General features: G+C 68.2%; 18 protein-coding genes. 3 read left to right on the top strand and 15 right to left on the bottom strand.

Features of this window, described 5'->3' with window-relative positions; genetic code table 11:
- Positions 1-154: 154 nt before the first annotated feature.
- From ACQCSX_RS03320 to ACQCSX_RS03260, 13 genes are all read right to left on the bottom strand, one after another.
- Positions 155-1,957: an amylo-alpha-1,6-glucosidase gene (locus ACQCSX_RS03320; RefSeq protein ID WP_427017661.1), complete on the bottom strand. Its 1,803-nt coding sequence runs from the start codon at positions 1,955-1,957 to the stop codon at positions 155-157.
- A complete protein-coding gene (locus tag ACQCSX_RS03315) occupies positions 1,957-2,859 on the bottom strand; it encodes a carbohydrate ABC transporter permease (RefSeq protein ID WP_427017660.1) in 903 nt (300 codons plus the stop codon). The genes ACQCSX_RS03320 and ACQCSX_RS03315 overlap by 1 nt, the downstream gene beginning before the upstream one ends.
- Positions 2,860-2,863: 4 nt before the next feature.
- Positions 2,864-3,838: a carbohydrate ABC transporter permease gene (locus tag ACQCSX_RS03310; protein ID WP_427017659.1), complete on the bottom strand. Its 975-nt coding sequence runs from the start codon at positions 3,836-3,838 to the stop codon at positions 2,864-2,866.
- Between the two features lie 4 nt (positions 3,839-3,842).
- Complete coding sequence (locus ACQCSX_RS03305; RefSeq protein WP_427017658.1) at positions 3,843-5,141, bottom strand: ABC transporter substrate-binding protein; 1,299 nt, start codon at positions 5,139-5,141, stop codon at positions 3,843-3,845.
- A 29-nt stretch (positions 5,142-5,170) separates the two neighbouring features.
- Positions 5,171-6,784 (bottom strand): aminomethyl-transferring glycine dehydrogenase subunit GcvPB, encoded by a 1,614-nt coding sequence (gene gcvPB, locus ACQCSX_RS03300; protein WP_427017657.1) that lies wholly within the window; start codon positions 6,782-6,784, stop codon positions 5,171-5,173.
- Position 6,785: 1 nt separating this feature from the next.
- Positions 6,786-8,156, bottom strand: a complete 1,371-nt coding sequence (gene gcvPA / locus ACQCSX_RS03295; protein ID WP_427017656.1) for an aminomethyl-transferring glycine dehydrogenase subunit GcvPA — start codon at positions 8,154-8,156, stop codon at positions 6,786-6,788.
- Positions 8,153-10,279, bottom strand: coding sequence for a beta-galactosidase (locus ACQCSX_RS03290; protein WP_427017655.1), 2,127 nt, complete (start codon positions 10,277-10,279; stop codon positions 8,153-8,155). The genes gcvPA and ACQCSX_RS03290 overlap by 4 nt, the downstream gene beginning before the upstream one ends.
- Complete coding sequence (locus ACQCSX_RS03285) at positions 10,276-11,097, bottom strand: carbohydrate ABC transporter permease (protein ID WP_427017654.1); 822 nt, start codon at positions 11,095-11,097, stop codon at positions 10,276-10,278. Before ACQCSX_RS03285 ends, ACQCSX_RS03290 begins: the two co-directional genes overlap by 4 nt.
- Positions 11,094-12,008 (bottom strand): carbohydrate ABC transporter permease, encoded by a 915-nt coding sequence (locus ACQCSX_RS03280; protein WP_427017653.1) that lies wholly within the window; start codon positions 12,006-12,008, stop codon positions 11,094-11,096. Before ACQCSX_RS03280 ends, ACQCSX_RS03285 begins: the two co-directional genes overlap by 4 nt.
- 4 nt (positions 12,009-12,012) lie before the next feature.
- Complete coding sequence (locus ACQCSX_RS03275) at positions 12,013-13,320, bottom strand: ABC transporter substrate-binding protein (protein ID WP_427017652.1); 1,308 nt, start codon at positions 13,318-13,320, stop codon at positions 12,013-12,015.
- 222 nt (positions 13,321-13,542) lie between these two features.
- Positions 13,543-14,748 (bottom strand): amidohydrolase family protein, encoded by a 1,206-nt coding sequence (locus tag ACQCSX_RS03270; protein WP_427017651.1) that lies wholly within the window; start codon positions 14,746-14,748, stop codon positions 13,543-13,545.
- A gap of 38 nt (positions 14,749-14,786) precedes the next feature.
- Positions 14,787-15,581 (bottom strand): SDR family NAD(P)-dependent oxidoreductase, encoded by a 795-nt coding sequence (locus tag ACQCSX_RS03265; RefSeq protein WP_427017650.1) that lies wholly within the window; start codon positions 15,579-15,581, stop codon positions 14,787-14,789.
- A 27-nt stretch (positions 15,582-15,608) separates the two neighbouring features.
- Complete coding sequence (locus ACQCSX_RS03260; protein WP_427017649.1) at positions 15,609-16,439, bottom strand: sulfurtransferase; 831 nt, start codon at positions 16,437-16,439, stop codon at positions 15,609-15,611.
- 206 nt (positions 16,440-16,645) lie between these two features.
- Between ACQCSX_RS03260 and ACQCSX_RS03255 the strand changes: the two genes are divergently transcribed.
- From ACQCSX_RS03255 to ACQCSX_RS03245, 3 genes are all read left to right on the top strand, one after another.
- Positions 16,646-17,344: a DUF998 domain-containing protein gene (locus ACQCSX_RS03255; RefSeq protein ID WP_427017648.1), complete on the top strand. Its 699-nt coding sequence runs from the start codon at positions 16,646-16,648 to the stop codon at positions 17,342-17,344.
- A 239-nt stretch (positions 17,345-17,583) separates the two neighbouring features.
- Positions 17,584-17,775 carry a hypothetical protein gene (locus ACQCSX_RS03250; RefSeq protein WP_427017647.1) on the top strand — a complete coding sequence of 64 codons (192 nt, stop codon included), beginning with the start codon at positions 17,584-17,586 and terminating at the stop codon, positions 17,773-17,775.
- A 116-nt stretch (positions 17,776-17,891) separates the two neighbouring features.
- Entirely contained in the window at positions 17,892-18,902 is a 1,011-nt protein-coding gene (locus ACQCSX_RS03245) for a class I SAM-dependent methyltransferase (RefSeq protein ID WP_427017646.1), read from the top strand.
- Positions 18,903-19,055: 153 nt separating this feature from the next.
- Here ACQCSX_RS03245 and ACQCSX_RS03240 read toward each other — a convergent pair whose 3' ends face one another.
- Together ACQCSX_RS03240 and ACQCSX_RS03235 are read right to left on the bottom strand one after the other, a co-directional pair.
- Complete coding sequence (locus ACQCSX_RS03240; protein WP_427017645.1) at positions 19,056-19,820, bottom strand: ABC transporter permease; 765 nt, start codon at positions 19,818-19,820, stop codon at positions 19,056-19,058.
- Complete coding sequence (locus tag ACQCSX_RS03235) at positions 19,817-20,641, bottom strand: ABC transporter ATP-binding protein (RefSeq protein ID WP_427017644.1); 825 nt, start codon at positions 20,639-20,641, stop codon at positions 19,817-19,819. The genes ACQCSX_RS03240 and ACQCSX_RS03235 overlap by 4 nt, the downstream gene beginning before the upstream one ends.
- Between the last annotated feature and the right edge of the window lie 14 nt (positions 20,642-20,655).

The raw sequence follows: 20,655 nt of genomic DNA, 5'->3' as shown, positions 1-20,655 counted from the left end.
CGCGGATCCCGCCACAACTGCAATGTCGAACCCGAGCATGCCGGGGTCCGCGGTGCTGCCAGCCCATCAGGCCTACGGAGCTGGCATCAGCACACCCAGAAGTGGCCCGGCCCGGAATCCGGGACGGGCCACTTCCGGTGGAAAGCCGAGCTGCTCAGCGCCCGGCGTCGGTGGCGGCCAGCCACACGGCGAGGTCCAGGAACAGCGCCGCGGACCAGCCAAAGCCGGTGGTGGCCCCGGCTGCGCGGGCGCCGGTGAGCGGGTTCCAGTACTCGTGGATTCCCCCGCTGGCGACCACCATAGCCACCGTCCGTTCGGCCAGGGCGGCGGCTTCCGCCTCGAGCCCGCTGCGCAGCAGGCCCTGGACGATCAACCAGTTCACGTTCAGCCACACGGGCCCGCGCCACATCCGGTCCTGGTTGAATTCCGGCTCGGACAGCCCCACGGTGGGCAGCGGGAACGGTGCCGACAAGCAAGAAGGATCCGCCAGCCGCGCGGCCAGCGCGGCCTTGACGGGTTCGGGCAGCCGACCGGTCAGCAGCGGCATCAGGCCAAAGGGCGTCACCGTCGTGCGCCGCCCGGCCGGGGTCAGGGCGACAAAGCGGCCCAGCTCCGCATCGAAGCGCTTCTCCACCAGCTGTGCCGCCGTCGTATCGGCCAGGGCGCGGTGGCGAGCTGCCGTGGCGCCGTCGCCGGCGTCCTCGGCCAGGTCGGCCATCGCGTCCAGGGCCACCACCAGATAGCTGGGCAGGTCCGGGGCGAACACCGGGCCACCGTCGTCGAACAGCGGCGAATCATCCAACCCTGAGGAGTAGACGTGCTCGTAGCCGGGCAGCCCGTCGGGGGTCGGCCGGGCGAACCACCACTCGTGCAGCCGGTCCAGCCCGTCCTTGAGCTCGCTTTGCAGCGATGTTCCGGCCACCGCGTCGACGGCGCGGGCCGCCCACGCGGCCAGCGGCGGCTTGGTGATGGGCATGTCGGCCTGGGTGACCATCGGCGAGTCCGCCCCGTGGATCCGGGCCAGCGTGGCGACGTCGCCGGGGGGCATGTCCGCCACGCAGGCCAGCGTGCCGTGGTCGTGGACCACGTCCGGCAGCCCGCCGTCGGGCGTCTGCTCGGCGAAGAACAGCCGCAGCTGGTCCGCCGCCAGCTCGGCGTCGCCGTGGCGCAGCCCGATGCTGATGAAGTAGGAGTCCCACTGCCAGGCGGCCACGTAGCCCTGTTTGGAGGGCACGACGGCGTCGATGCCGGGGTGGGTGTCCAGCTGGACGATGTTGCTGGCCAGGATCCACCAGGCGTAGCGGACCAGTTCCAGGTCCGTGCCGCGGACCGCCGGCAGCCTGGCGAACCAGTCTGTCCAGCGCGAGGCGGCGGCCGCCAGCAGGGCGGCGTGGCCGCCCGGTTCCGGGGCCTGGTCCACCGCGCCCCCGATCCGCAGCAGCAGGCTGCCGCCCGGCGGCAGCAGGAGCCGGACTGCGCCGGGCCCGGCCGGCCCAGTGTCGCCGGAAACGGGATCGGCAGCAGGAACCGTCCCATCGGTGGCGCGCCAGGAGATCCCGGCCCCGTCCACCTCCGAGACCGGCCGGCCGTCCGCGCTGGTGCCGAAGGGCTCCAGCAGCACCACCACCGGCTCCGCCAGGGCGCCGATGCTCAGGGCATCGGAACCCACCAGAACCAGCGATGCTGCCGAGTCCCCAAAGGTGATGCCCTCGGGGACCACGGCCGTGGCTTCCAGCGGCCGGCCTGCGCCGTCGAACACGGCGATCCGGTGCAGGTGCGTCGACGTGTCCGGGCTGCGTTCGTACACGGCGCCGGCAACCCGCAGGCCGGCCCGGCCCGCGCCCGGACGGCCCGCGCCGCCGTCGTCGTTCTTGAACACCAGCAGCCGCGAGCCGCGGTCCGTCAGCGGCACCTCTTCCAGGTCAAGAAACGCCCCGGCACCCTCCCATGAAACCATCAGGAGCCACCCATGCCGGACATGGCCATGGAGTTAAGGATCTTGCGGTTGCCGATCAGGAACGCGATCAGCATCGGCACGATGGAGATGGCCGAGGCGGCCATGACCAGCGAGTAGTTGATGCCGCCGTACTGGCCGGTGAACTGCGAGAGCAGCAGCGGCACGGTGAACTGGTCCTCGCTGTTGAGCACGATCAGCGGCAGGAAGAAGTTGTTCCAGGCCCCCAGCGCCACCACGATGGACAGCGCGGCCAGGCCGGGCTTGATGTTCGGCAGCACAATGCTGAACAGGATCCGCCAGCGGCCGGCCCCGTCCAGGCGCGCCGCCTCCTCCAGCTCAACGGGCAGCGAGCGGATGAACTGGCGGACCAGGAACACCGCAAACGGATTGCAGAGCACGGCCGGGATGATCAGCGCCAGGTGCGTGTCCACCCAGCCCAGCGCGGAGAAGACCATGTACAGCGGCACAATGGTCACCTGCTGCGGGACCATCTGGGTGGCCAGGAAGAGCACAAACAGGAACTTGCTGCCGCGGAACTCGATCCGGGCAAACGCATAGGCGGCCATGGAGGCGGTCAGGATGGTGCCGGCCACGGTGAGCACGCAGATGTAGATGCTGTTCCAGTAGGCCAGCCCAAACGGGGCCGCATTCCAGGCATCGGCGTAGTTGGCGAAGTTCCACGGTGCCGGGAACAGTCCCAGCGGGTCCGTGATGATCTGCGGCAGCGACTTGAAGGACGTCAGCAGCATCCACAGGAACGGTGCCACCATCAGGAAGCCGCCCACGCCCAGCAGCACGTGCAGGAGCACCCGGGAGGCCGTGCCGTTGCCGCTGCGGCGCCGGACCGGAGCCGCAGCGGCGCGCTGGCGGACCGGCGGGTCTTGGATCAATGTTGTTGCCACGGTGTCAGCTTTCGTAGTGGACAAACCGGCGCTGCAGCCCAAGCTGCACGGCCGTCACGAGGAGGGTGAGGAGCAGCAGGATGATCGAGGCGGCGCTTGCCATGCCGAACTCGAAATTCTTGAAGCCATCCTCGTAGATCTGGTAGACGATGGTCCGTGCCGAGTCGTCCGGGCCGCCACCCTTGGTGAGGATGAAGACGACGTCGAACGTCTGGAAGGAGCTGATCACCGCCACCACGGTGGAGAAGAACACCACCGGGGAGAGCAGCGGCAGCCGGATCCGCAGCATGGTGCGCAGCGGACCGGCACCGTCCACCTTGGCCGCCTCCAGGATGGACGGGGAGATGCCCTGCAGTCCGGCCAGGAAGATGATCACGTTCAGGCCCAGCGAGGACCAGATGGTCACGATGCACACCGCCGGCAGGACAAAGCGCGGATCCCCCAGCCAGTCCGGTCCGGGGATGCCGAACACCTTGGCGAAGGACGCATTCAGCGGCCCGTCCGCCCGCAGGATCTGCTGCCACACCAGCGAGATGGCGATGGAGCTGGTCATCACCGGGGCGAAGTACATGATCAGGTAGCCCGTGCGCCCGCGCAGCCGGTCGAGTCCGACGGCGATCAGCAGGGAGAGCGCCAAGCCGATGGGCACGGTGATCAGGGCGATGGCCACGGTGTTGATGATGGCCCGCAGGAACTCCGGGTTGCCCAGCTGGGCGGCAAAGTTGTCGGTGCCCACCCATTCCAGTGCTGTCAGCCCGTCCCATTTGGCAAAGGCCAGGACCATGCCGACGGAGAACGGCAGCAGGACAAAGACGATCATGCCCAGCAGCTGCGGGCTGACAAAGAGCAGCCCCATCCAGCGGTCGCGCTTGCGCCAGCCGGCTTCCGTGCGTTCCACGGTGGCGGCACTGGAGGTGCCACCGCCCGGGCGGCCGCCGGAGCGGCCGCCCGAACGTGTGCTGTGCAACGTAGCTGCCACGATGTCAGGCCGCCTTGTCCATCAGCGTGGTCAGGGATGCCACCACATCGTCCACGCCGGCCTTGCCCTCGTACAGCGAGAGCATCAGTTTACTGACGTCCGAGGACAGCCCGGGAATCTTGGCCTCCTTGGCGAAGTCGGAGAAGCCGGCGTCGCGCAGGTCCAGGAAGGTCTGGGCGTGGGCCGGGTAGGACCCGTCCAGCACCACGGCGTCGGCGCCCTTGATCGACGGGACGGCATTTCCGCCGTCGGCCAGGCGCAGCGTCTGGCCCTTGGCGCTGAGGAAGTCCACCAGGAAGGTGGTGGCCGCCTCGGGCGACTTGGACTTGGCGTTGATGACCAGGTAGGAGGCGGCCACGCCGCTGGCGCCGGGCTTGCCGGAGACGGAGGGCCACGGTGCGATGTCGTAGTCTTCCTTGGTGCCGGACTGCTCGGCGGTGGCAATGCCGTAGCGGCCCTGGACATAGAAGCCCGCCTTGTGGGTGGCAAAGAGGCTGTCGCCGCCGGATCCCTCCGGCAGCGTGTCGGCCACCGTGAACAGCTTCTGTTGGAAGGCATCGCCGAGGCTCTTCAGCGCCGCCCGGCCTGCGGCGTCCTGCGGCAGGACAAACGTGCCCGCCGCGTCAAAGACGGTGCCGCCGTTGGCCGCAACCCAGCTCCAGTGCGTGGCCCAGTAGTTCCAGAACAGCGCGCCGTGCATGCCGGCACCGGCCAGCTTGGCGCACATCTCCAGGAACTTGGCCACGGTCCACGTGCCCGCCGCCGCCAGTTCGGCGGGGTTCTCGGTGATGCCGGCGGCGGCCAGTGCCTTCTTGTCGAACCACATCACGTCCGGGTTGCAGTCGTTGGGCAGGGCAAAGAGGCCCTTGTCCGTCTTGGCCGCACCGAACAGCGCGGCGTTGAAGTCCGCCGCCTTGATGGAACCGTCCGCCGCGTTCACCACGGAGTCCAGGTTCATCAGCACGCCGGCGTCGACAAACTTGCCCATGTAGTCATCGCCCACGTAGAAGACGTCCGGCGCGGTGCCGGAGGTCAGCTGGGTGAGGAGCTTGGAGTGGTAGTCCGAGTAGGACGGCACCATCTGCAGCGTGGCGGAAATGCTGGAGTGGTCCTTCTTGAACTGCTCATTGAACTTCTTGAACCGCTGGCCCTCCTCCGGGGTTCCCCAGGTGGACCAGGTGATCTTGGCCGATTTGTCGGCACCGGCCTGGCTGCCGCCGCTGCAGGCCGCGAGGGCCAGCAGCGTGGCCGCACCGAGCGAACCGGCAAAGAACGTCCGGCGGTTAAGGGTGGAACTTGTCATGGTGTTCTCCTCAGCAGTGCGGGTGGATGTCAGCGGACGGCGGGATCGGCGACGGCGGCCGGAGCCGTGGTCTGCGAAGAACCGGCGCCGAAGTACTTGCGCTGGTAGGCGCGCCAGGTGATGGCCCAGCGCTCCGGTGCATCGAAATCGTCGTGGTGGATGTGGTGGACCGTCTGGTTGTGCGGGGCGGTGCGCACCGTTTCGGGCTCCTCGCGGCATTCGCGCACCACCTCGGCCAGGGCCGCCACGTACTCGTCGATCTCGGACTTGGAGTAGGATTCCGTGGGCTCCAGGGTGAACGGCTGGGCCACCAGGTAGGGGTGGTGGCTGGTCCAGTAGTGCATGCCGAAGTCGGAGAGCCGGATGCCGATCTCCTCGGAGGAGATGCCCGTCTCCTCGAAGAGGTCCTGCCAGGAGTAGCGGACCTGCTCGATGCGGCGCTTGCCCTCGGCGTAGGGGGCACTGGCGCCGGGGATGGCCAGCACCTGGCTGAGCAGGTAGTTGTTGTTCAGCACCGCGATCTCGGCCACCTGGCGCAGGCCCTCGGCACCGAGCGCCATGATCCAGGCGTAGGCGCGGATGATGTTCGGGGTGACGCCGTAGAAGGGGGCGATCTTCCCGACCGACTGCGGGTGGTCGTAGTTGATCACGAACTTCTCCCCCACCTTGTCGATGGTCGGGCCGGGCAGGAACGGGACCAGCTTGGCCGAGACGGCGCTGGCGCCGGCACCCGGGCCACCGCTGGCGTGCGGGGTGCTGAAGGTTTTGTGTAGGTTGAAGTGGCACAGGTCAAAGCCCGCTTCCCGGGCCCGGGTGATGCCCAGGATGCCGTTGGCGTTGGCCTGGTCGTAGGCCGCGAGGCCGCCGACGCCGTGCACCAGGTCCACGAACTCGCGGATCCGGGCGTTGTAGATGCCGGTGTCCTCCGGGTTGGTGATCATCAGGGCGGCGGTGCGCGGGGAGATGGCGGCCTTGAGGGCCTCGATGTCCGGGTAGCCGTCGGCGTCGGGCATCAGGGTGATGACCTTGTAGCCGGCGGCCTTGGCGCAGGCCGCGTTGGAGGGGTGGGAGAAGATCGTGGTGATAACCTCGTCGCGGGTCTCGCCCTCGCCGTTGGACTCATGGTAAGCGCGGATCATGGCAATGTTGGACCAGATGGCGGCCGAACCGCCCTGGGTCTGCAGGCTCACGCGCTCCAGGCCGGAGATCTCCGCCAGCAGCTGCTCGGTCCGCCAGAAGATCTCCAGGATGCCCTGGACCTTGGCCTCGTCCTGCAGCGGGTGCAGGTCCATGGCCTTGGTGGTGCGCAGCACCACCTCGTTGATCTTCGGGCTGTACTTCATGGTGCAGGTGCCCTGGCCGATGTCGACGTTGAAGTCGGCGCCCAGGTTCTCCTGGCTCAGGCGCAGGAAGTGGCGGACCACGCGCATCTGCGCCAGTTCGGGCAGGGCGGGGGCGGTGCTGCGCTTCACGGCGGCCAGCTGGCCGGCGCGGCGCGCCAGGGCCTCGGACTCCTGGGGCGCGGGGCGCTGGACCAGCACGCCGCGTTCGCCGGGGGTGCTCAGTTCGAAGATGATCTTTTCATCCCAGCTGGCCTGGTGGAAACGGCGCGGGGCCGGCTTGGGTGCTACGGGAAGGCTCATCTCAGTTCTCCTTGAAGGTCGTGGCCAGCGCGGCGGCCAGCTGGTCGATGTCGGTGGGGGCTGTCTGCTCGGTGACGCACACCAGCAGGCGGTGCTCACCGGCCACGACACCGGCGTCGATGTCCTGGGCGCGGAGCAGCTCCAGCAGGCGGCGGGCGCTCACGCCGGTGGCGGCGAAGTCGATGGTGAACTCGCGCAGGTGCAGCGCCGTGTCGGGAAGCTCGACGCCGTCGAGCGCCGCCAGCGTCTGGCGGGCGTAGGCGGTGCGGGCCAGCAGGGTCTCGCCCAGTTCGGCCATGCCGGCCGGTCCCATCACGGAGAGGTACACGCCGGCGGCGATGCCCCAGAGGGCGGCAGCGGTGCCCACCCATTCCTTGCCCTCTTCGCGCAGCGCAAAGGACGTCCGGTCCCAGGCGACGTCGCCGAAGCCGTACTCGCCGGGCACGGTGGTGCTTTCTATGCCGAAGAGGCGCGAGGGCATCTCCAGCACAAAGGTGGGGTCGTCGTGGACGGCGATGAAACCGCCGCGGCCGCCGCCAAACCACTGGCGCACGCCCAGGGACGCGATGTCGCCGCAGACGATGTCGGCTCCCCAATCCGCCGGCGGGGCCAGCACGCCGCAGCCGATCGGATCGGTGCCGACCACCACCAGGGCGCCGCGGTCGTGGGCGGCGGCGGCCAGCTCGGCGCCGGCGGCTTCGAGGGCGCCAAAGTAGCTGGGGGTCTCCAGCCAGACGGCGGCCGTCTCGTCGGTGATCAGGCTGCGGACCGCGGCCAGGTCGGCCGTGCCATCGAGGGTGGGCACCACCACCAGGTCCAGGAACGGACGGACGTAGTCGCGGACCTTGGACATCTTGTCTGGGTGCACATCGGAGGCCACGATGACGGAGCGGCGGCCGGTGATGCGCCCGGCCATGGCCAGCGACGTCGCGGTGGCCTGGTAGCCGTCGTAGGTGGGGACGTTTACGACGTCCATGTTCAGCAGCTCGGCCATCAGGGACTGGTACTCGAACAGGGCCTGGAAGCGCCCGTGGTCCTCGTAGGGCTCCCCGGCATAGGCCGTGAGGAACTCGCTGCGGCTGATCACATCCTCCACCACGGCGGGGATGTAGTGGTTGTAGGTTCCGGCGCCCAGGAACGTCAGGTACTCGCGGGTGCTGGTGTTCTTGGCCAGCAGCGAGCTGACATGGCGTTCCAGGTCCGCCTCGGCCAGGAAGGGCTCGGGCAGGTCCAGGAGGCCCTTGACCCGCAGTTCGGCGGGGATGTCGGCGTAGAACTCCTCGATGCTCTCGGCACCGGTGGCTGCCAGCATGGCTGCCCGGGACTCGGGGGCGGTGTTCGGGATGTACGGGTGGACGGCTTGTTCCGTCATGAGGTCACCTCTGCTGTTGTTGTGGAAAGGGTGGTCGAAAAGCTTGTGGTGCCGGCGGGCTCCTGATGGAGGACGACGGCGTCGGTGTGGGCGTGCTGGACGATCAGCACGCCGCGGGCGGGAAGGGTGTGCACGGTTTCTCCGGACCGGGCGCCGGCCGACACGCCGTCACCCACCAGCACGGTGGCACCGGCGGGAAGCCGGGCCGCCACGGGGTCAGTGCCGCGGTTCAGCACGAAGCTGAACGAGGACGCGGGTCCCCGGCGCACCACCAGCTCCACGGCCTCGCCGGCCGCGGTGGTGGCCGCTGCCGGGCGCAGGGCCACGCCCGCCTCGTCGAGGATCTCCCCGAGCAGGGCGCGCAGGCCGCCGTCGTCCAGGGCCGCGCTGAGATACCAGGCGCTGCCGGCCCCGTGCGTGCGCACTGTCACGGCGGCGCGGCCGTCGAGCTCGCCGCCGCGGTAGCTGGCCACGGTGCGCGCATCAACGGGCTCCAGCCATTCGCTGATGGTGTGGACACCGTGCGGCGTGCCGGCGAGCACGATCTCCCCGGCCTCGCCGTCGGGCAGCGGCCACACCTCGTCCACCTCGACGCCCAGCAGGGGCCGGAGCGGCCCGGGGGCGCCGCCGTCGTGCATGTGGTCGTTGGCATCCACCACACCGGAGAACGGCCCGACGACGACGGTCCCGCCGGCGGCGGCAAAGGCCTCCAGTTCGGCGGCCAGCCCGGCCTGCACCAGGTACAGGTTGGGCACCAGGAGCACCTTGTAGCCGGACCAGTCGGCCCCGGCGCGGACCAGGTCCACGGTGGCGCCGCGTCCGAAGGCGGCACGGTGCCAGGACCGGGCGGCCTTGATCCAGGTCAGCCGGTCCGTCGGCAGCGAGTCCGGGGCGGCCAGCGCCCAGTTGGAATCCCAGTCGCAGAGCATGGCCACCTCGGCGGCCACCCGGCTGCCCTTGATGGCGGCCAGAGCGGCCAGTTCGGCGCCCAGGGCCTTGCATTCGGCGAAGGTGCGGCTGCGTTCGCCGCGGTGGCCCAGGATGGCGGCGTGGAACTTCTCCGGGCCAAACTTGGCCGCACGCCACTGGAAGTACATGATGCCGTCGGCGCCGTGGGCCATCGCCTGGTAGCTGTCCAGCCGCATCACGCCCGGAGCCTTGGGCACGTTGACCTCGCGCCAGCTGACGGCGCTGGCGGACTGCTCCAGCAGCAGCCACGGTGCCCCGCCCTTGGCCCCGCGCATCAGCGCGTAGTTCAGCGCCGCGTCCACGTGGGCACGGGGGTCGGCCGGGTCCGGGTAGGCATCGTCGGTGACGATGTCCTCGGCGTCGGCGAACTTGAAGTAGTCCAGCTCGTGCAGGATGGACATGAAGTTGGTCGTCACCGGCAGCGCCGGCGTCACCTCGCGCAGCACCGCCACCTCGGCGGTGAACAGCTCCAGCATGGCGTCGGAGGAGAAGCGCTCGAAGTCCAGGCGCTGCGTGGAGTTGATCGGTCCGGTGGCCAGCCGCGGCGGCTCGATGGCCTCGAAGTCCAGGTAGTGCTGACCCCAGCAGCTGGTCCCCCATGCCTCGTTCAGCGCGTCGATGCTGGCGTACTTGGCCCGCAGCCAGCTGCGGAAGTGGGCCCCGGAGGCCTCGCACCAGCAGCGCGAGACGTGGTCGCCGTATTCGTTGGAGACGTGCCACAGCCGCACGGCCGGGTGGTTGCCGTAACGCTCGGCCATCGCCCGGGTGAGCTTGAGCGCGTACTCGCGGAACACCGGCGAGCTGAAGCAGTAGGCCTGCCGGGAGCCGAACTCCAGCCGCACGCCGTCGGCGGTCACCGGAAGGATCTGCGGGTGCTTGCGGATGAGCCAGGCCGGCGGGGTGGCCGTGGCGGTGGCCAGGTCGACGGCGATGCCGGCATCGTCCAGCAGCTCGATGACCTCATCCAGCCAGCCGAAATCGAAGCGCCCCTCTTCCGGTTCCAGCAGCGGCCAGGAAAAGACGGAGACGGTGATGAAGTTGACTCCCGCCTCCTTCATCAGGCGCACATCCTCGCGCCAAACCTCCCGCGGCCATTGCTCGGGGTTGTAGTCGCCCCCGAAGGCGATGCCGTCGAGTTTCACAGTGCGGGTCATCCTTTGACCGCCCCTCCCATAAGTCCGGATACAAATTGCTTTTGAAAAACCACGAACACGATCAACAGCGGCAGCGTCGCCAGCAGCGAGCCCAGCATCAGGCCGGAGTAGTCCACCCGGGACAGCCCGATCATGGTGTTCAGCGCCACCGGCAGGGTGTACTTGTCCTCGCTGTTGAGCATCAGCAGCGGCCAGATGAACGAGTTCCACTGGCTGATCAAGGTATAGATCATCAGCGCCGCCAGCTGGGGGCGGGCCACCGGAAGGACAATCCGGTAGAACGTCTTCAGCTCGCTGGCCCCGTCGATCCGGGCCGATTCGATCAGGCTGTCCGGGAACTCCGTGAATGCCTGGCGCATCAGGAAGATGCCGAACGCGTTGGCCAGGAACGGCAGAATCAACGCCTGGTAGCTGTCCACCCAGCCCAGGCTCGCCATCATCTGGAACAGCGGCACCAGCAGCACCTGCATCGGGATCATCATCGTCAACAACACGGCGCCGAGCACAAGGCCGCGGCCGCGGAACCGGAACTTGGCCAGGCCGTAGCCGCACATGGCGCTGACGATCGCGGAGAAGAAGGTGTAGACCACCGCCACCACCAGGGAGTTGACCATCACCTGGCCGAAGTTGGTCTCCGCCTGCAGCCGGGCCAGGTTGGTCCAGAATTCCCCGCCGGGCAGCAGCGGCAGCGGCGAGGCGAACAGCGACGACGTCGTGTGGGTGGAGGCGATGACCATCCACAGGAACGGGATGATGCTCAGCACCGCGCCGGCAGCCAACACGAGGTAGACGGGCAGACGCTGGAGTGTCGCGATCACGGCTTCTCCTTCATGATGCGGAACTGGACAACGGAAATGATGGCGATCAGGACCACCAGCAGCCAGGCAATGGCCGAGGCGTAGCCGAAATCGAACTGGCGGAAGCCCACCTTGTAGAGGTAGAGGACCGGCGTGAGGGTCGCGTCGCTGGGACCGCCGCCGGTGAGGATGAAGTTTTCGTCAAAGAGCTGCAGCGCCCCGATGGTGGAGGTGATGGTGCTGAACAGGATCACCGGGCGCAGCTGCGGGATCACGATCTTGGTGAACGTGGCCCAGCGGCCCGCGCCGTCGATCCGTGCGGCCTCGTAGAGCTCGGCCCCAATGCCCTGCAGGCCGGCCAGGATGATGATCATGTTGTAGCCGGTCCAGCGCCAGATGATGGAGGCGATCAGCGCCACGCGGGCCCAGGCCTCGTTGTTCAGCCAATCCACCCGTGCCATGCCCACCATGCCCAGCAGCTGGTTCACCGCTCCCCCGTCCGTGGCCAGCATGACCCGGAAGACCAGCGAGTAGGCCACCAGCGTGGTCACGGCCGGCAGGAAGTGGATGGCCCGGAAACCGGTCTTGAAGCGCAGCCAGGACTGGTTGAGCAGGTAGGCCAGGGCGATGGCAATGCAGATCATCAGCGGCACTTGGATGAGAAGGATCAGGAAGGCGTTGAACAGGCTCTTGGCCACCAGCGGATCCTGGAACAGCCTCAGGTATTGCGCCCCGCCGACAAACTTTGATTCTCCGCCGGTGGTGGAAAAGAAGCTCTGCCACAGGGAGGAGGCCAGCGGGTAGAGGAAGAAGATGGCAAAGAGCGCAGCGGCCGGCAGGACAAACCAGAAGCCCGGACGACGGCGACGCGGCCTGTGGGTGCCGTCCCGGCCCGCCGCCTTCGCGGCGGGCCTCAGAAGCGTTGAGGTCACGGTGCTACTGCGCAATCTTGCGGCTGGTGGCGGTGGCAATCTGGTCCGCGGCCGACTTCAGCGCCGCAGCCGGGTCCTCGTGGTTGAGCACTGAGGCCACCACGGCGTTGGCCACGATGTCGCCGGCCTTGGAATTGTCGCTGGTGTAGCTGATGGAGGGGATGTTCCGGGTCTGCGCGGCGAACAGCTCGTAGGCCTTCTGGCCGGAGAAGTACGGCTGCGGTTCGTGGAACAGCGGAGCATCCAGGGCCGGCAGGTAGGACGGGAACAGTCCCTCCTGCGCCATCATCGATGCCTGGTTGTCCTTGTTGGCCAGGACGAAGCTGAGAAAGGAACCGGCCAGCTGGGGGTTCTTCGCCTGCGTCGGAATGGCCACCGTGGAGCCGCCATTGTTCGACGTCCGGGCGCCGCCCGCGGCGAAGGCCGGCAGCGGCACCACTGCGTACTTTCCGGCCAGCTCAGGCATTTCCGAGGTCAGCGTGCCGGCCCACCAGACGGCCTCGGGGGCTACGGCGGATTTGCCGTCCTTGGCGGCGCTGACGCGCCCGTCCCAGCCCTTGACGTTGTTGAGCAGGCCCTTGTCGTTCATCGCCTTGATGATGGACAGGGCGCTGACGGCCTCCCTGGTGCTGACGTCAACGTCGCCGGCGCTGGTGAACAGGCCCTTGCCCTGCTGCTGGAGCATCATCTGGAACAATCCGCCGGTGGACAGGTCCGTGGAGAGCAGCGTCTTGCCGGTGGCGGCCTTGATCCTTTCCCCGGCGGCGACCAGCTGGTCCCAGGTGCCCAGCGACGCCGGGTCCACGCCGGCCTCGGCGAGGTAGTCGGTGCGCACGTACAGCGCCACGGTTCCGGAGTCCCACGGCAGCGAGAGCAGGTGCCCGCCGGCATCGGTTGAGGCGGAGACCTTGGACTGGTCAAAGTCCGCCGTGCCCGCGCCGACCAGCGGCACCAGGTCCGTGAAACCCTTCGGGAACTGGTGGATGTAGCCGGGCATCCGGTCCGTCTCCACCGTGACGACGTCGGGAAGTCCGGCGTTGGCCTGCAGGCCCACCGACAGTTTGTCGTAGGCGTTGTCGTAGCCAACATCCACCACGTTGACGGTGGTGCCGGGGTGGCTGGCGGTGTACGTGCCGGCCAGGCGCTTGAGTGCCGTGGCGGCGGTGTCCCAACTCCACACGGTGATCTCGCCGGAGACTGCCGCCGTCGGGTCCAGGGTTGCCGCGGAATTGGTGGGCACGCCGCCGGTGGTGCAGCCGGTCAACATGGCCAAAGCAAGGGCCGGAACGGCCAGCTTCAGGGTTGTGCGCATCTGACTTCCTCGTCTTGAGTGCTGTATACAGTACACACTGTACAGTACTCCGTGTGATGTGCAACACCCCCTCGGGAATGTGGCGCAGGCTGCCGCCGGGCAGGGCGGATGGATGCTTCTGAACGCAAAGGCACCCCGGACGGAGGTCCGGGGTGCCTTTGCGTTTTTCCTCTCGAGAGCAGCCAACGGCCACCCGCGAGGGGGCGCCGGCGGCGTTCCGGCTCAGGCCACGATGCGCCCGTGCTGGATGACCAACCGAGGCCGGGACTCGTCCCACAGCACCGCCGCGTCCTCGAATGGGTTGCCGTCCAGGAGCACCGCGTCGCCCGCGGAGCCTGCCCCGAGGCGGCCAATGTCCGGGTTCTGCAGGAGCTCGCTGTTGACGGCCGTCATCGAGCGCAGTGCCTCAAGCACCCCGGCCGCCTCGATCTGCAGGCGCACACCCACCAGCTGGTCATCCTCCAGGTCACCCATCAGGTCCGAGCCAAAGCCCACTTTCACGCCAGCCTGCAGCGCCAGCCCAATCGCCTCCTTGCCGGCGGAGAGCACCTCGGCGTTCTTCGCCTGGGAGATCGGATTCAGCCCCAGGTCCTCGCCGCGGCGGTTCATGGCGTCGTAGGCGGCCAGCGTGGGCACTAGGAACGCCCCGCGCTCGGCCATCAGCTCCGCCGTCGGACGGTCCAGCAGATTTCCATGCTCAATGGAGCGGACACCGTTCTCCACCGAATGCACGATGGCCTCCGGCGAGTAGGCGTGGGCCGCCACATAGCTGCCCCGGCGCGTGGCCTCGTCCACCACCGCACGGATCTCCTCGGCGGAATACTGCGGCAGGCGGATCGGATCGGTCAGCGAGACCACCCCGCCGGAGGTCATGATCTTGATGGCGTGGCTGCCCGTGCGGAACCGCTCGCGCACGGCCCGGCGCAGGTTGTCCGTTCCGTCCACCACGGCGCACATGTGGCCGTGGCCGAAACAGATGTCGACGTCGGCCGAGCGGGGGTCCCCATGGCCGCCGGTTTGGCTGAAGGCGGGCCCGGTGTAGTAGTAGCGGGGCGCCGCCAGAAGACCGGCGTCGATGGCGCGCGCGAGCCCGCTGTCGCCCCCGGCCACGTCGCGGACCGTGGTGAATCCGCGCCGCAACGCGGCCCCCAGACGTTTGGCCCCGACCAGGGCCGCATAGCTCAGCGGGCAGCGTTCCACCTCCAGTCCACCCAGCCCCACGGCGTAGGCATGGAAGTGGGCGTCAATGAGCCCCGGCACCACCACCTTGGAGCCGGCGTCGACCACCTGGCCCTGTGGTGCAACGTCCCCCAGCCCGGCCACCCGGCCACCGCGGAAGACGATGGAGCCCTCGATGAGGTCCGGCGAGGAGCCGTCGAAGATGCGGGCGTTGACAAGGGTGAGTGCCTGGTTCGGTGCGGAGTCCATCGCGGTTCCTGTCCTGTTCTGTGGTCGAAAAAGGGTTGTCAGCGGCCGGGCCGCATGGTGCGCTCGGCGGCCACCAGCATGCCACGCTCGGGCATGATGCGCGGCCCCACCCGGGCCAGCAGGTTGTTCATGGCCCCGTCCACCACGCTGGGCCGGCCGGCGGCCAGGGCTTCGAAGGCCAGCTCCACCACCGTGGTGGGGCTGCGGCGCTCCCCCACCGCCGCGTCGCCGCCGGCGACGTCGAAGAACGCCGTGTCCGTCGCGCCCGGGCACAGGGCCAGGACCTTCACCCCGGTGGACGCGTTTTCCTTCCACAGCGCCTGCGTGAAGGACAGCACAAAGGATTTGGTGGCGCCGTAGACGGCCATGTGCGGCAGGGGCTGGAAGGCGGCCGTGCTGGCCACGTTCACCACCACTCCGCGCCCGCGCGCCACCATGCCGGGCAGGAAGCGCGCCGTCGTGCCCACCAGCGTGCCGACGTTGAGCTGGATCTGCTGCGCCAGCATCGCGGGGTCGGCATCCACCACGTCGCCGTGGCTGCCGAAGCCGGCATTGTTGATGAGCACGTCCACCGCCAGTCCGTGCTCGGCCATCACGGCAGCCAGCGTTTCGGCCGAATCGGGCAGGGCCAGGTCCAGCGTAACCACGTCAACGCCGACGCCGTGGGCCTGACGCAGTTCGGCCGCCAAGGCCTCCAGGGCATCCACGCTCCTGGCCACCAGCACCAGCGAGGCGCCCTTGGCGGCCAGGCTGCGGGCAAATTCGGCCCCGATGCCCGACGACGCGCCGGTCACCAGCGCCGTTGTGCCGGCAAAATCGAAGGGCTGTCCCATATGTTCTCCTCGTGTGGGGTGGCGGACCTATGGCTGGCCCGTCGCCACGGGCAGGTCCAGCACGTGGCCGTACTGGGACCACCCTCCCACAAACAGCCGGCCACGGCCCATCCCGATGTGCTCCAGCACCAGCAGGTTGTGGCAGGCGGTCACGCCCGAGCCGCAGTTGTTGACAGTCCCCTTGCCGGTGGAGATGCCGGCCCGCGCAAAGTTGGCGCGCAAATCCGGCTCGGGCAGCAGAGTACCCGATGCGTCCAAATGTCCGCGGCAGGGAACGTTCGCGGCGCCGGGAATGTGCCCGGGGCGTGGGTCCACCGGATCCTGGCGCCCGTCATACCTGTCCCGGTTTCTGGCATCCACCACCGGGTGGTCGCCCGAGACCGTCTGCGCCAGGCTGGCCAGCGACGACCGCGGCCACGCGGTGGCGGTGAACCCGCCGCGGCGCCGTTGCGGGGCCTCGGTGTCCAGCGGGCCGGGATACGCGGCCATCCCGCCGTCCAACACCGCGGCCCGGTGCCCCGTGGTGCGCAGCATCCACACCATTCTGGCGGCAATCACGCCGCCGGCGTCGTCGTAGGCCACCACCACGTCGTCGTCGTCGATTCCGGCTTCCCGCATGCCGCGGGCAAACACCTCCGGCTCCGGAAGCGGGTTGCGCCCCGCCCCCTGCGAGGCGGGCCCGGAGAGCCAGCGGTCAAGGTCGACGAAGGCCGCACCCGGCAGATGGCCACGGCCATAGGCGTCCCGGCCCGTGGAGCCATCCAGGTACCAGCGGCAATCGGCAAGGACGATCCGCCCTTGGTTCTCCGCGCACCACGCCCAGGAAACGAAAGGGGGAATTTCAGCGAGGCTTTCCATGTCCACAGCCTAGGTTCCCGTCTCGCCTGTTGGGATATCCATCCCACGATATGAGACTTGCGGTGGCGGAGCCTAGTTCGTGATGGACCCGCGGAAGCGGTAGCGGTCCGCACGGTACACCGCCTCGACCCTGGCATTGGCCGCTGCCGTCCCGGTGGGATCGGGCGTGCCTTCGACGCCGAGGCCTTGGTACTAGGCTTCACCTTGTGATCTCTGGTTCTGGCCCGGGCCCGGCGGCGGCCGCACGCCGGCGCGTCGTACTGTCCGCCGCGGCGGGGATGGCCGGGGCTGTTCTTTTCGTGGCCGTCTTCACCGTTTTCGGGTGGCTGGCTCCGGGTTACTCCTGGACGGGCATGTTCGTCAGCGAGCTGTCCTTGGGCGCCTGCGGCTGGGTCCAGATCCTCAACTTCGTGCTCACCGGCATTTTGATGCTGGCGTTCGGCCGCGGCCTCGCCGGGTATTTCAGCACCGGTGCGGGGTCCCGGGCGGGACCGGTGCTGGTGCAGGGCATCGGCGTCAGCCTGATCGCGTCCGGACCATTCACCACGGACCCGTCGGCGATGTTCGAGCAAACAAGTGCGCACGGCGTCGTGCACGGCATCTTCGGCGCCATCGTCTTCACGTTCGCCCCCCTCAGTTGCTTCGTCTTCCACCGGCGCTTCCGCAGCGATCCGGCCTGGCGCCCCCTGGCGGGGTGGACACTGGCCGCCGGTGTTGTCCTCGCCCTCGGGATCGGTCTGCTCAAGATCAGCCAGCAGCCGGGGAGCGGACTGTTCGAGTGGAAAGGCTTGGTGCAACGCGTCGTCCTGATCACGTTCATGGCATGGATCTTCGCGGTCGCGTTCCATCTGCGCCGCCGTTACCGGGGCCCAGAATACAGCTCCCAGGCGGATCCGCAATGGTAGGCCTCTCCGCCGACTCGGGTGGCCGGTGGTGGCGGGGCACCATCAATACCCAGCCTGCGCGCGGACTCCTTCGCAATTCTCCCGATCGTGGTCCTGACCGCCATCGGATGATGGTTTGCTGTCCGCGCGGAGTTTCCGCTGCGAACACGGAGCGGCCGTACGGTCCCTTGGAGAAAGGCGATAGTCAGGGCCCGGGGCATACCCCCATCGTGGCAACGGTGGTGCACTACCCTATCCCTATGGCTATTGGACTGAAACTGGATATTGAGTTCGAGGGACCCGAAGGTCAGCGCGCCACGTTCGGGGACCTCAAGCGCTTCGTAGCGCGGGCGGAGGCAGGCGGCTGCAAGGACGAGGATGAGCTCCGCCTCGAAACAAGCGAAAACGACGAAACTACGGGCATCTCGCTGTTCCTCGATCCAAACGCCTGACCTCTGGTTTGGACCGTTGGGACTGCCCCGGCTTTAGGGGACGCTTTGACCCGCTCATGGGCGATCATGCCGACGGCAGCATCGCAGTTGGCACCATGAACCGAAAGGGTCCGGGGATGCGCAAACCAGGTGCCGCCATCGCCTTCTATTCACTCAGCATTGCGCTGCTCCCGGTCTCGTTGCTCGGCTTTCTGGTCTGGGTCGGCAAGCTCTTGGCCGCGAAGGCTTCCGGTGTGTCGACCAGCGCCCAGGCCCCGCTCTCCGCCCGGTGGGGAATGCACCATTTCGGCGTGCGCGAGGACCAGGCCGCGAACAAGCTGTTGCCCCTCCTGCCGGGTGTGCCCCGGCTGGGCATGTGGCTGGCATTGGGGCCGACGGTCTTCGCGCACCGCGCCACCGGCTTCGTCCCGAAGACCTTCCGGTACCCCTTCGAGGGCGAGGTCCCTCCGCAAGCCGAGGCGTCGGCCAGGGTCACGTTCTTCGACGGCGCCGTGGACCGCTTCCTTCCCGGGATCGACCAGCTGGTCATCCTCGGTGCCGGCTTCGACACACGCCCCTACCGGCTCCCACAGGACACGCCCGTCAAGTCCTTCGAGGTCGATGCCCCGGCGACGCTGGCGGTCAAGCGCGGCATGCTGGACAAGGCCGGGATCGACGCACGCCACGTCGCGTTCGTGCCCGCGGACTTCGAGACGGATGACTGGCTCGGCAAACTAGTGGACGCCGGGTTCGACCCCGGGCGCCCGGCCCTGTTCCTCTGGGAAGGGGTGACCATGTACCTCAATCGGGAAGCGATCGAGGACACGCTGCGCAAGGTCGCCGGCTGCGCCACGGGCAGCCGGCTCGCCTTCGACTACTTCACCACCGAGGCCCTCGAATCGGGCATGCTGTACTGGCGGTACGGGAGGGCGGCAGCCACAGCGGTGGGCGAACCGCTGAAGTTCGGCGTGGACAGTGCACCACCGTCACGGGAGCGCCTCTCCGAACTACTCTCATCCTGCGGGCTGGCGCTCCTCGAACAGCAAGTGCTCGGCCACGAGACCAGGACGAAGCGCGCATGGGGCGGCTTCGCGATTGCCGTGGTGGAATCGACGGAACCCGAGGATTGGCACCAACGGCAGGTTTGACGCCAAGGCCTCGTCTATTCGTGGGCTGGCCCTTACACCTCGACGCTCGTCGAGGGCTCAGCGCTCCATACGCTCTGCAATGGCGAATGCCGCCCGCGACCCATAGGGAAGCGGGCGGCATTCGTTGCGCGGTCGCGCGGTCTGCGATCGGCCTTAGCTGATCTTGCGGCGATAGATGGCGATCGCGAAGCTGTAGGCGACGAGGAGGATGCCGGCGAGCCAGGCGAGGGCTATCCAGATGTCATTGCCGACGGGTTCCTGGGCGAACAGGGCACGGATGGTGTTGACGATGGAGGTCACGGGCTGGTTCTCGGAGAACCATGCGACCGGGCCGGGCATCGAGCCGGTGGGCACGAAGGCCGAGCTGACAAATGGCAGGAAGATCAGCGGGTAGCTGAACGCGCTCGCGCCGTCGACGGTCTTCGCCGAGAGTCCGGCAATCACGGCGATCCAGGTCAGCGCGAGGGTGAACAGGATCAGAATGCCGACGACGGCGAGCCAGGCAGCCGCGGATAATCCGGCGCGGAACCCCATGATCAGCGCGACGCCGATGACGACAGTGACCGAGACCAGGTTCGCGGCAAGGGAGGTGAGCACATGCGCCCAGAGCACGCTCGACCTGGCGATCGGCATGGACTGGAAGCGCTCGAAGATGCCGCCCTGCATGTCGAGGAACAGCCGGTACGCGGTGTACGCGACACCGGAGGCGATAGTGATGAGCAGGATGCCGGGGAGCATGTAGTTGACATACGGCTCATCGGATCCGGTGTAGATCGCACCGCCGAACACGTAGACGAACAGCAGCATCAGAGCGATCGGGGTCACCGCAGTCGTGATGATCGTGTCGGGGCTGCGGAGTATGTGGCGCAAAGACCGCCCGGTGAGGACGCCGGTGTCGCCGAGGACGTGGGTGGTCATCGGGGTTCCTTTCCTGCCGGGACGGTGTCATCGGTGCGGACGGGGGCGGCGGTTTCGGTCTCGCCGACGAAGGCGAGGAAGACGTCCTCAAGGGAGGGCTGCTTCTCGACGTACTCGATGTTGGCCGGCGGGAGGAGTTGCTTGAGTTCGGCGAGGGTGCCGTTCTGGATGATCGTGCCCTTGTACAGGATCGCGATCCGGTCGGCGAGATGCTCGGCTTCGTCGAGGTACTGCGTCGTGAGCAGCACCGTCGTGCCGCTGTCGGCGAGCCGCTTGACGGTCTGCCACACCCCGATGCGCGCCTGGGGGTCGAGTCCGGTCGTCGGCTCGTCGAGGAAGATCACCGGAGGGTTCCCGATCAGGCTCATCGCGATGTCGAGCCGGCGGCGCATGCCGCCCGAGTAAGTCGACGCCTTGCGGTTCCCGGCTTCGGCGAGTGAGAAGCGGGCGAGTAGGCCGTCGGCGATCGCACCCGGGTTCTTCAGGTGGCGCAGCCTCGCGATCAGCACAAGGTTCTCTCGGCCGGAGAGCACTTCATCGACCGCGGCGAACTGGCCGGTCAAACTGATCGACTCACGCACGTCGCCGGGTTGCGCGGCGACGTCGAAGCCGTGGACCGTGGCGGTTCCAGAGTCGGCCTTCAACAGCGTCGACAGGATCCGCACCAGCGTAGTCTTGCCCGCACCGTTCGAGCCGAGCAGCGCAAAGATGCTCCCGGCCCTCACGTCGAAGTTGACGCCCCGCAGCACATGCAGATCCTTGAACGACTTCTCGATGCCCTGCACCCGGATCGCAGGTTCGCGGGCCTGGTTGGTGGTCATATCCGGTTCTCCGT

Origin of the sequence: Pseudarthrobacter sp. P1, from assembly GCF_050156935.1 — a bacterium.
GTDB lineage: Bacteria > Actinomycetota > Actinomycetes > Actinomycetales > Micrococcaceae > Specibacter.
This window is presented reverse-complemented; position numbering and strand designations above follow the sequence as displayed.